The sequence below is a fragment of the Crocosphaera watsonii WH 8501 genome, from assembly GCF_000167195.1.
GTDB classification, from domain to species: domain Bacteria; phylum Cyanobacteriota; class Cyanobacteriia; order Cyanobacteriales; family Microcystaceae; genus Crocosphaera; species Crocosphaera watsonii.
Window position 1 is genome coordinate 1 of sequence record NZ_AADV02000163.1, and the last position, 9,732, is coordinate 9,732.

General features: G+C 37.4%; 12 protein-coding genes, 1 tRNA gene and 3 pseudogenes. 6 read left to right on the forward strand and 10 right to left on the reverse strand.

Annotated features, from left to right (window positions below):
* A pseudogene (locus CWATDRAFT_RS26835) lies at window positions 1-464 on the forward strand (NF041680 family putative transposase); the annotation flags it as partial.
* A gap of 181 nt (window positions 465-645) precedes the next feature.
* On the opposite strand, the gene CWATDRAFT_RS26840 reads toward CWATDRAFT_RS26835, so the two are convergent.
* The 3 genes from CWATDRAFT_RS26840 to CWATDRAFT_RS26850 form a co-directional block, all read right to left on the reverse strand.
* Complete coding sequence (locus CWATDRAFT_RS26840; protein ID WP_007307959.1) at window positions 646-1,350, reverse strand: class I SAM-dependent methyltransferase; 705 nt, start codon at window positions 1,348-1,350, stop codon at window positions 646-648.
* 29 nt (window positions 1,351-1,379) lie between these two features.
* Window positions 1,380-1,805, reverse strand: coding sequence for a Nif11 family protein (locus CWATDRAFT_RS26845; protein WP_007307958.1), 426 nt, complete (start codon window positions 1,803-1,805; stop codon window positions 1,380-1,382).
* Between the two features lie 98 nt (window positions 1,806-1,903).
* A tRNA-Thr gene (locus CWATDRAFT_RS26850) sits at window positions 1,904-1,976 on the reverse strand.
* A 60-nt stretch (window positions 1,977-2,036) separates the two neighbouring features.
* On the opposite strand from CWATDRAFT_RS26850, the gene CWATDRAFT_RS26855 reads away from it, so the two are divergent.
* Window positions 2,037-2,297, forward strand: a complete 261-nt coding sequence (locus CWATDRAFT_RS26855) for a DUF3493 domain-containing protein (RefSeq protein ID WP_007307948.1) — start codon at window positions 2,037-2,039, stop codon at window positions 2,295-2,297.
* Between the two features lie 173 nt (window positions 2,298-2,470).
* Here CWATDRAFT_RS26855 and CWATDRAFT_RS26860 read toward each other — a convergent pair whose 3' ends face one another.
* Both CWATDRAFT_RS26860 and CWATDRAFT_RS26865 read right to left on the reverse strand, forming a co-directional pair.
* Window positions 2,471-3,112, reverse strand: a complete 642-nt coding sequence (locus CWATDRAFT_RS26860; protein WP_007307957.1) for a transposase — start codon at window positions 3,110-3,112, stop codon at window positions 2,471-2,473.
* A 64-nt stretch (window positions 3,113-3,176) separates the two neighbouring features.
* Entirely contained in the window at window positions 3,177-3,758 is a 582-nt protein-coding gene (locus tag CWATDRAFT_RS26865) for a helix-turn-helix domain-containing protein (RefSeq protein WP_007307956.1), read from the reverse strand.
* A 117-nt stretch (window positions 3,759-3,875) separates the two neighbouring features.
* On the opposite strand from CWATDRAFT_RS26865, the gene CWATDRAFT_RS26870 reads away from it, so the two are divergent.
* The 3 genes from CWATDRAFT_RS26870 (at window position 3,876) to CWATDRAFT_RS26880 (ending at window position 5,434) form a co-directional block, all read left to right on the forward strand.
* A complete protein-coding gene (locus CWATDRAFT_RS26870; RefSeq protein WP_007307949.1) occupies window positions 3,876-4,601 on the forward strand; it encodes a hypothetical protein in 726 nt (241 codons plus the stop codon).
* A 198-nt stretch (window positions 4,602-4,799) separates the two neighbouring features.
* Complete coding sequence (locus tag CWATDRAFT_RS26875) at window positions 4,800-5,024, forward strand: AbrB/MazE/SpoVT family DNA-binding domain-containing protein (protein WP_007313532.1); 225 nt, start codon at window positions 4,800-4,802, stop codon at window positions 5,022-5,024.
* Window positions 5,021-5,434, forward strand: coding sequence for a type II toxin-antitoxin system death-on-curing family toxin (locus tag CWATDRAFT_RS26880; protein ID WP_007307950.1), 414 nt, complete (start codon window positions 5,021-5,023; stop codon window positions 5,432-5,434). Before CWATDRAFT_RS26875 ends, CWATDRAFT_RS26880 begins: the two co-directional genes overlap by 4 nt.
* Window positions 5,435-5,494: 60 nt before the next feature.
* On the opposite strand, the gene CWATDRAFT_RS32090 is transcribed toward CWATDRAFT_RS26880, so the two are convergent.
* The 5 genes and pseudogenes from CWATDRAFT_RS32090 to CWATDRAFT_RS26895 all read right to left on the reverse strand — a co-directional run.
* The gene (locus CWATDRAFT_RS32090) at window positions 5,495-6,358 is read right to left on the reverse strand and encodes a DUF3991 and toprim domain-containing protein (protein ID WP_007307955.1); all 864 of its coding nucleotides are present in this window, start codon (window positions 6,356-6,358) and stop codon (window positions 5,495-5,497) included.
* A gap of 113 nt (window positions 6,359-6,471) precedes the next feature.
* Window positions 6,472-6,741, reverse strand: a complete 270-nt coding sequence (locus CWATDRAFT_RS32095; RefSeq protein ID WP_157134184.1) for a hypothetical protein — start codon at window positions 6,739-6,741, stop codon at window positions 6,472-6,474.
* Window positions 6,704-7,204, reverse strand: coding sequence for a hypothetical protein (locus tag CWATDRAFT_RS32100; protein ID WP_007307954.1), 501 nt, complete (start codon window positions 7,202-7,204; stop codon window positions 6,704-6,706). The genes CWATDRAFT_RS32095 and CWATDRAFT_RS32100 overlap by 38 nt, the downstream gene beginning before the upstream one ends.
* Before the next feature lie 115 nt (window positions 7,205-7,319).
* Complete coding sequence (locus CWATDRAFT_RS26890; RefSeq protein WP_198139042.1) at window positions 7,320-8,750, reverse strand: RNA-guided endonuclease TnpB family protein; 1,431 nt, start codon at window positions 8,748-8,750, stop codon at window positions 7,320-7,322.
* Window positions 8,747-9,286, reverse strand: a pseudogene (locus tag CWATDRAFT_RS26895) (transposase); the annotation flags it as partial. The gene CWATDRAFT_RS26890 and the pseudogene CWATDRAFT_RS26895, both read right to left, overlap by 4 nt.
* A gap of 70 nt (window positions 9,287-9,356) precedes the next feature.
* Between CWATDRAFT_RS26895 and CWATDRAFT_RS26900 the strand changes: the two are divergent.
* Window positions 9,357-9,656, forward strand: a pseudogene (locus CWATDRAFT_RS26900) (IS66 family transposase); the annotation flags it as partial.
* Between the last annotated feature and the right edge of the window lie 76 nt (window positions 9,657-9,732).

Below are 9,732 nucleotides of genomic sequence, written 5' to 3' on the forward strand. Positions count from 1 at the left end.
CTATGTGGCTTATTGTTATTGGTTCTCGGCGCGATGAGTTAAGTTTAGTTGATTGTTATCAGTGTTATCGACAACGTTATGACATGGAACATCTTTTTCGATTTGGTAAACAAAGATTATTGATGACATCTTATTTAACTCCCGATGTACATCATGAAGAAAATTGGTTTAAACTAACACTTCTTTCTTATGTAAATTTGTGGGCTGCCAGAAAATTAGCTGTGGTTTTACCCCGTGATTGGGAACAGTATTTGAAGACTAATAAATCCATCAAAATCACCCCTAGTCTAGTTCAAAGAGACTTTTCAAGAATAATTACGACCTTGGGGACTTTCGCCAAATTTCCCAAACGTCGAGGTTTTTCTTCCGGACGTATTAAAGGTTACAAAAAAGCCCCACGAACTCGTCATGATGTTATCAAGAAAGGGAGCAAAAAATCAACTGAAAACTTAAAAGCTCCTTAGTTTTCCTCAGAATCTATAGATTAGCCCTATTTGTCAGCCAATTTTATTGACTGATACAGAGCCGATATTTTGAGATTTTAGTTTAGCGTAAAATATACGCTAACAAACTTTTTTTGTCCAAAGTCCAATACCTATGGGACTCGAACCTTTAAAGATTATTAATTATCAGAATGCTCCCGTGTTATTTTCGGTAAAAAGTAATGGCATTGTGAGCCTCAAAAGTTCCGTTATAAATTACTTCTACTTGATTGAAGCCGATAATTTCAGCCCATGTTCTAAAAGTAGCAATAGACTCAGGGAAGTCACTGCTGGTAATATGTTCCAGGGCAAGATCAAGATCGCTCCTTTCTATTTTCTGCCATTGGGATCCAACATAGTTACAATATCTTTTCAAGTATTCAGGACGAGGTTCACGCTCTCGGCAAAAAATATCAATCAATAATAATGCACCTCCTGCATTGAGATGATGATAACATTTGTTTAAAAGTGCCTGTTTTTGAGAAGACGATAAATGATGTAGAGCAAAGGAAATTAAGATCAGATCAAAGCTTAATGAATAGCATTCTAAAAACTCCCACATTTCAACTTGTTTGAGTTCTACAGAACAATTGAGTCCATTAAGATTTTGCTTAGCTAAATTTAACGCGGGTTGTGAAAGATCCACTCCAACATAATGAGAAATCGCTGTATCTGTTAAACTTTTGGCTGAATAAAAAGCATCACCACATCCTAACTCCAATAAAGAAAACGGCTCAGGATAATTTTTAGTGATATATTTCTTAAGATCAGAATAGATGTCCTGATGCTCCATATAATTAAATCTAATAATTTCTTGATAAATTTGCCAGCTATTATTAAATATTTCAAGGTTCGGAGTTTTTGTCATGATTTTCTTCTTTTCTCTCTGAATAATTATTATACTACATCATTTTTCGATTGAACCTTTAAATTTTGAAAAAAGAGTTTTTCAAAACTAAAAACTTTAAATGATTTGGCGACTTCGGCAGCTTTCTCCATTTCTAATAATGTTATGTAAATATTACACTCTTTGGCAAAACTGATTAAATCATTCATCGATGTACATTGATTTAATTTTTGGTGTAATTCTTGATCATTATGTACTTTCTCAAAGAAAAGACGAACAGACGGTGCAACCTTGATTAACCATTGATGAAAAGCATATTGAGCCAGTTCTTGAAAATTATCAATGGTCAATTCAAACCCTTCTTGTTTAGCAAGATTAATTAAATCAACGGGGGATTTAATTGATTTTAATTGTGTTTGTAATTCAGGGAATTCAATTAAATATTGATTAAATTTTTGACTAGCCTCAGATAGCATAATTCTTAATTTTTATATAGTGCTGCACGTTTTTTGGTGGTCGAATTTTCATCCCAGGGCGTAAAACCGAGGGTCGAGGTTCTGACATTTTAGGATAAAGCCACGTGCGAGACTTGAACTCGCGGCCTTATCATTACGAGTGATGTGCTCTACCAACTGAGCTAACGTGGCCTGGATACAGGTTACGTTAATAATGTATCATATTTTCACTCCTCTCAACGGAATTGATATATGGATAAGCCCCCTGAAAAGTCCCCTACTCCACTAGATCCCCAAAAATATGCTGCTCTAAGAGCAGAAGCAAAAGCCCCCTATAAAGGCTTAAGAAAATTTTTCTACATTGCCTTTGCTGCATCGGGTTTTGTGGGGGCGTTAGTATTTTTGGCACAGTTAGCCGCTGGGAAAGACGTAACAACCGCTTTTCCTAACTTTGCTTTACAGATAGGCGTTGTTGCATTAATGATCTTTTTATTTCGTTTAGAAAGTAAATAAACCGCTATATAAAACTTACCCAAACTTACCCATCAGGTTTTTAGGCTGATGATAACTCGGCTTGAGTCTATTTTACTTCCTGCTTCATCCAAGGGAGTCGGCTCTGACTTGTCCACAGGCGTAACTTCGGCCATAGCTTGACCTAGTGCAGCTTAGCAAAAATAATCTACCAGTCACTTATGATCTTTAAAGCCCTTAAATTTCCAAACGAACGGCTTAGCAAAATGTTGATTAAAGTAATCAATAAAATTGAGAATTTTTTGGGATAGTTCTTCAGTTGAACGGACAGTAATTCTTTTGAGTAAACGCCTGACTAAGATCGAAAACCAACACTCAATTTGATTAAGCCACGATGTATGTTTGGGAATATAAACAAAGCGAATTCGATGAGATTCATCTGATAAAAAATCTGCTCTGCTGTCCATAGATTGCAAAATCCCCTCCTTTCCTTTTCTCCCCAAATCAATAGTAATTCCACAGCTTTCTGCTACTAATTTGACTAAGCTTTCCGATTTATGAGTGTTGAGTTGATCTACAATAAAAATCCATTCTGCTTTTTCATCAATCTTAATCGTTCTCTGGATATGTTCAGAAAAATCTTGTTCTGTTCTTGTCGGTCCAATGGAGGGACTAACAACTGTTCCTCTTGCCACATCCCAGTTCGCAATCAAGCTTAAAGTTCCGTGTCTTTCATATTCAAATTCGATTTTTTCTACTTGTTTAGGCTTGATTCTTTTGTTCGGAAATAATCTCTCAAGAGCTTGAATCCCTGTCATTTCATCTGTACTAATTAAATGAATTCCTTGTTCTAACAAAGTTTTAGCTTCTTGATGAAGTTCACAGATATATTTGACTTGCTTTTTAAATTTTAAGGGATCATCAATTTTGGCATTTAACCAGTAACGAACGAGATGTGGTTGTAATGTCGCTTCTTTTTAAAAAACGCCCCACACTACGGGGGGCAATCTTTTCGACAATTCCTCTTTTTATGGCTTCATCCGCCAACTCTGAAGGTGTCCAATGGCTCACTGGTCTGTCTGATTTTTCACATTCTTCACAAGCGATCTCTACAATCTGGACTACTTGTTCGACCGTAAAGGATTTTGTTGTTCCAGGTCTTGGGCGATCGCTTAAAATTCCTTTGATCAAGACCATTAATGCTTTCTCCGTTACCTGTTGTTCTTCGGCGGCACTCAGTTTTTCTCTCTCCTCAAACCATCGCGATCGCCACTGACGCACTTGTACTCGGTCTAATTCTAATCTTCGACTAATCGAACTATTGCTCTCTCCTGATGCTGCGGCTAAGATTAGCTTGGCTCGTCTAACAAGGCGATAGGGGTTTGTTGTCCCTCTCACTATTTGTTGGAGTACTGTTTTCTGTAGGTTGGAGAGGTTAATTGGCAATGCTTTTATCATGGACATCAACTTCGAGATTCTTCCGTTAGTTTCATTGAAACACATTGTCGTGGCTAGTCACGAAAGTTTCTGTAAAAATCTGGTGGATTACTTTCGCCAAGCTGCACTAGATACTATTCAATTAATAAAGCGTTAGTCCATGACCCGGATAGGTTGGCCATAATGGAGTCCCTGGATAGGAAGTTTTTAGGAGAAGATAATTCGTTAAGACTAAAAACCGAGCAAACACCAGAACTAGCTGAAACAGGCATTACACAAAGGTTAGAGTCGGGGACAGCACAGCCTGAAAAGGTATACATAAAGGGTAGTGCTGTCCCCAACGAAATAGATGAAAATGACCCGGATAGGTTGGCCATAATGGAGTCCCTGGATAGGAAATTTTTAGGAGAAGATAATTCGTTTAAAGGAGAAAAGGATAATTTGCCAAAAATAGCTGAAACAGGGATGACACAAAGATTAGAGTCGGGGACAGCACAGCCTGAAGAGGTATACATAATAGGGAGTGCTGTCCCGGACGAAATAGATGAAATTGAGTCTCCTATCTCTTCTCTTATTGATGAAAGAGAACCGAAAGAGTTAAAACTGCCAATGAAGAGAGGGGTTGATCAGGAGGAGCAAAAAAAGGTTTATAGACTAGCCCCTCCACAATATGTTCAAACGCCAGAGGGTGAACTTTTCCAACTGCCAATGAATCGAGGGTTTCATGATTGGTGTTCATTTAAGTATGGGGATCTAATTTATAATTCCCGTGAAATATTCCCAGGTCCCTTATGGGTAATTGGGTCGGATCATAGTGAGGGGTGTGGGCTGATCGTAGCCGATGAAAGTGGGATAGAGATCATCCCTTATCGGTATGGGGTGTTATGGCCCTCTCAACGATTGAGTTAATTTTAAGCTCTCCAAGTGGAAGCCCTGCGTCCGTAACACAAGGACGGGGAATTTATCCCAATAAAAAAAGATTTGGGTGGTTAATGCAGGGGGTAATGGTAGACAGAGATTATTCTTGTGTTATTATGATTAAGTAAGTTTCAACAAATGTTATAACTTTTGGCTGATCTTTCTTAAAAGTAAATACAGGAATTAATTATGTCAACTCTCAAGCTCAGAAAAATTGGGAATTCTTATGGGGTTATTCTACCAAAAGAAGTAATATCTCGACTTAAGGTAGAAGAGGGAGATTCTGTTTATATTACTGAGTCTCATGATGGATATAACATTTCTAGTTTCGATCCCGACTTTGAAGAAACAATGAAAGCTTTTGAGGACACTTATCGCCAGTATCGAAATGCTTTCAAGGAACTTGCTAAGTGAAAATTGATGAACCATTATGGCTATCAGAAAAAGCTATTAGAGCCATTTACGAAGCTCTAATAAGCAGAACTGGTGGGACTTTTGGGATTCTAAATGAAGGAATGCTCGAATCTACTCTTAATAAACCTAAAAATACATATTGCTATGAGAATAACCCTTCTATTTTTAAACTTGCAGCAACTTATGGATATGGGTTTACTAAGAACCATTGTTTTGTCGATGGGAATAAAAGAATTGCCTTAGCCGCAGTGAGTGTTTTTTTAAGAATAAACGGTTATGAGCTAAATGCAAGTGAAGAAGAAGCTGCCAGATTCTTTTTGGAGTTAGCGAGCAAAGTTGAAAACCAAGATGAAGGAGTGGAGCGTCTTACAAACTGGATTAAAAATAATAGCGATTTTATGAATGGATAAGGGGTTTAATAATGGATATCATCAAAGATTGGCTGATGGGGAAGCGCGAAACGATTTTGTTCAACGTGACAATCCTCTACCCCGACTACGCTTCTGTTCCTGTTTCCTTTGCCGTCGAATTTCAGCCATTAAAGTCTCATTCCAATCCTTATGATGTCTAGGAACTATCCGATTAATTTGAGAAGTTTCAGGGGAAATATTCCTTAATTCCTGCTCTATTTGCTTACCAGCTTCATCCTTATCAGTGGCAATCATAATATGTCCCCCTTTATTATGAAACTTATCAAAAACCCCTTTAAGTAGGGTTTTCTGCTTATCTGATAAAGTGCCACCAGTAGCAAAGTAACGGGTAGTATCATCAGGGAATAATTGATGATAACTTAAGCAGTCCAGGGGACTTTCACAGATAACCAGCGTTGTATCATCAGGTGAACCATTGGAAGCCCATAGCCCCTTGATACCACCCTTAGAAAAGCTCTTAAACTCCTGATTACGCAATTCATAGCCACAAACCCCCTCACGGTCTGCATGAGGGAAAATAACATTATTACGGCTATCAGTGTAGATTCTGCCTTGAAATCTAGGGTCATTAGTTGTTTGTTGACTAATACCCCGTTGGGTTAAATAAGGATGAGTTACGATTGCTTTGAACGCTTCAAATTGAGTAATTATTTTATGTCTATCTGGGCTACTTGGGGTTAATTTCGGCGTTGCTTGTTTAGGAGAATAAGGAGGATTAGAAGGGGCATTTATCCAGGATCTAAGTTCTTTTCTGACTTCCCCTACATTAAGGGTTCTTCTATTCTGAATAAAATCAATGATTGAGCCACTATCCCTATCATTATTAACTGATGAGTAAAAATAGTGTCCATCGGACTGATTAATACCTACTAATATTTTATCACCTTCGGTATTTTTAAGCACAAGACAATTTACAGAAGTTTTCTTTTTATCTATACTGTAACCATTAACTTGAGCGTAATCAGCGAGGTTAATATCAGTTTTAAACTTATCCAGTTCTTGTGCTTGTTTTTCCTCTATTTTTCTAAGACGTTCATGATGTCTTGATAAGCTTTTTCTAGCTCGGTTATTCTGTTCGATAAGTCGTTCATTCTGTTGTTGAAGGAGTTGATGGTTTCTGAGAAGTTGTTGATTAATTCGTTCTGTTGACTGATTAAAGACTCCAATCTTTTTGTCTGTTGTTTGTCTAAGTTCTCGATTAATTCCTGTTGTTCTTTGTTGTCCTTCTCGTATTGAATAGCAAAGTTCTTAAAGGTTTCTAAAAGTTCTTTCTCTAGTGGAGTCATCGTCTTCATCTACAGCTTGATACAGGGTTTCCCTTTGCATTTCCAGTCGGTTTGGTGGGGACTGTTGGGGGGTAGGATGATAAATTTCCCCTGGTTGGTTTGATACAGTTCGATGCCCCAAGTCTCCTGTTTGAGTTGGTTGAGGGTGGCTTTGTTGGTCTGAATCTGTTGAAATTGGTTGGTTAAATATCGACTCATCCCCCAACTGCCGGCTAAGGTACCCACTAAGGTCAGAAGAAAAGTCGCTGCTGGTAGATAAGCAACCCATTTCGACCAAATTAGGACTTGTTTGGTGATTTGTCCCGTACCGATGTTGATTGTATTCTCGGCGTTTTTGAATATGTGCTGCGAGTTTTGTTGAAATTGTTGTAAGTTCTGCTGTCGGATCTGATCTGCTTGGTGTTTGTCCTGTTCTAGTTTCTGTTGTAGGTTCTTCTCCAAGTCGCCAAGATGCACGATACACTCCTCCTTTTAGTCTGATACGTTTATCTAGGTCATCGTGGGTGACAGTGATGTAATTATCTCCCTGTCTTGTAATAGTAAAGCGTTAAAGTTAAAATAGACACAAGTGATCATATCTACTTAACTCTTTCTAAAGGGTTAACCTTTAGTGGCTGAACGCCGCAGCTCGCTATCTCCTCGACAGTAAACGTCTCTGGAGAGTACATTCTAATGATGTTTAGGCTGCCATTAATGTCGCTATTTATGACTTTTTTATTGGCAGTTCTAAACAATCCTCGTTTAATACGCCGACCAAGATACTTATTGTGCTTGCATATAGGTTCTAAGTCTAAAGCTGAACACTTGCTAGTATATGCTTCGTTAACAGTGACCATATTTATACCTGCTAGTTGGCATTTGTAATCAAGCATCTCAATGAGTCTAGAGTGGGGTATTTGTACAAAGTTTTGGTTATTACGCTTACCAATTTTTACCTTCTGTTTCCAGTTATCGTTCTTTCCTACTACTAACGTTGTGATTTGGTTAGCTTTAAGATAATTGACTACGATAGAGGAGGCTTTGTGGAGGTAATCATCAACTTGGTTATTACGCTTTAAAGTTATCCCATTAAGTCTTTTACTAGACTTATTTTCACCTATCTTTGATTGAATTCTAGAACGAGTCTTATTGTACAAACGGTTAATTGATTTAAGAGGTTTACCATTTATAAGTAAAGGTTTAACACCTTGAACGTTACAACTCAAAGCTATTAGGTTATCAACACCCAAATCAATACCTGCTATATTATTGCTAGGTTTTTGGTTTAATGGTTCTTCTACTTCATAAACTATCTCTACTAGGTAGCTGTCCTTCTTAGGAACAATTCTTGCTTGTACAGTTTTTTTTGCTTTGTACATTTTAAGCTTGATATTACTTTGAGAAAGATGACAGATACCTTTAGATAGTGACTTCTTATAGATAGCTTCACTTCCTTTATAAATTAGGGAGTAGCGTCCTTTTAGTTTATCTTTGTATTTAGGTATTTTAGGTTCTCCTAAATACTTATGAGGATTAATATTCCAGTCTTCATGAGCTTGGAAATAACCTTTCCATACCTGACAAACTTGACGGATAAGAGAGCAAGCAATCTTTGTAGAAGGCATTAATTTATAGGCATCTGAAGAAGAAACTGCATGATAAAGTTTGCTGTTTGTTAAAACTTTACCTGTATTAAAAAATGATTGCCTCATGTAGTAATTACAAAGGTTGTAGAGATTCTTAGCTTTAAAAGCTAAATTGTCACACTCTTTCCAATACTTATGAGTCTTCTTTATTAGATGCTCTCGACTAGCTGCATCTCGCTTTCTCCTTTGTGCAGAGCGACGGCCATATATTTTTGCTGAGAACGAAGACATAATAGAGATTAAATCTTCTACTAACTCGTCTTCGTAGGTTTTAGGTAGAGATTCTTCGACCCATTCAACTTCTACCCCGTGACTTTTAAAGAACATCTCAAAAAGGTTAAAGTTAAACCTAGTGCAGCTTAGCAAAAATAATCCACCAGTCACTTATGATCTTTAAAGCCCTTAAATTTCCAAACGAACGGCTTAGCAAAATGTTGATTAAAGTAATCAATAAAATTGAGAATTTTTTGGGATAGTTCTTCAGTTGAACGGACAGTAATTCTTTTGAGTAAACGCCGGACTAAGATCGAAAACCAACACTCAATTTGATTAAGCCACGATGTATGTTTGGGAATATAAACAAAGCGAATTCGATGAGATTCATCTGATAAAAAATCTGCTCTGCTGTCCATAGATTGCAAAATCCCCTCCTTTCCTTTTCTCCCCAAATCAATAGTAATTCCACAGCTTTCTGCTACTAATTTGACTAAGCTTTCCGATTTATGAGTGTTGAGTTGATCTACAATAAAAATCCATTCTGCTTTTTCATCAATCTTAATCGTTCTCTGGATATGTTCAGAAAAATCTTGTTCTGTTCTTGTCGGTCCAATAGAGGGACTAACAACTTTTCCTCTTGCCACATCCCAGTTCGCAATCAAGCTTAAAGTTCCGTGTCTTTCATATTCAAATTCGATTTTTTCTGTAATTGCTCACCGCAATAAAGAATCTGTCTTGACAACATAAAGGTAAAATCGGGGATTTTTATGTATAGTGGGGGTTATGACCACAAATGCTACCATTGATTCAAAGCTAGTTAGAGCTATCGCCGATGAACAGTTGGCGAACAATGTCTTCATGATTGAGTGGCTAGTCAAGGCACAACAACAGTTATCTCTTCAACAAAGACTGATTGACCAGCAACAACAACAAATCTCTACACAACAGCAAGAAATTGAAAAATTGAAAGAAGAGAGAGATAAGCTAAAAAACCGTAACTCAAAAAACAGTTCAGTCCCCCCATCATCAGACCCACTAAAAAAGCCTTCTGACAAAAAGAAACGCCAAAAAGGTGTCTTGAACGTTTTAATATGTTCCATGAGAAATTGAGCAGTAACGCTTCGGGTTATCATAGAATATGAATCTAGGA

Bases quoted from the DNA above. Each gene is read 5' to 3' on its own strand.
- CWATDRAFT_RS26865 (WP_007307956.1), bottom strand. From the start codon at position 3,758: ATGTGTTTCAATGAAACTAACGGAAGAATCTCGAAGTTGATGTCCATG.
- CWATDRAFT_RS26845 (WP_007307958.1), bottom strand. From the start codon at position 1,805: ATGCTATCTGAGGCTAGTCAAAAATTTAATCAATATTTAATTGAATTC.
- CWATDRAFT_RS32095 (WP_157134184.1), bottom strand. From the start codon at position 6,741: ATGACTCCACTAGAGAAAGAACTTTTAGAAACCTTTAAGAACTTTGCT.
- CWATDRAFT_RS26840 (WP_007307959.1), bottom strand. From the start codon at position 1,350: ATGACAAAAACTCCGAACCTTGAAATATTTAATAATAGCTGGCAAATT.
- CWATDRAFT_RS26870 (WP_007307949.1), top strand. From the start codon at position 3,876: ATGGAGTCCCTGGATAGGAAGTTTTTAGGAGAAGATAATTCGTTAAGA.
- CWATDRAFT_RS26855 (WP_007307948.1), top strand. From the start codon at position 2,037: ATGGATAAGCCCCCTGAAAAGTCCCCTACTCCACTAGATCCCCAAAAA.
- CWATDRAFT_RS26875 (WP_007313532.1), top strand. From the start codon at position 4,800: ATGTCAACTCTCAAGCTCAGAAAAATTGGGAATTCTTATGGGGTTATT.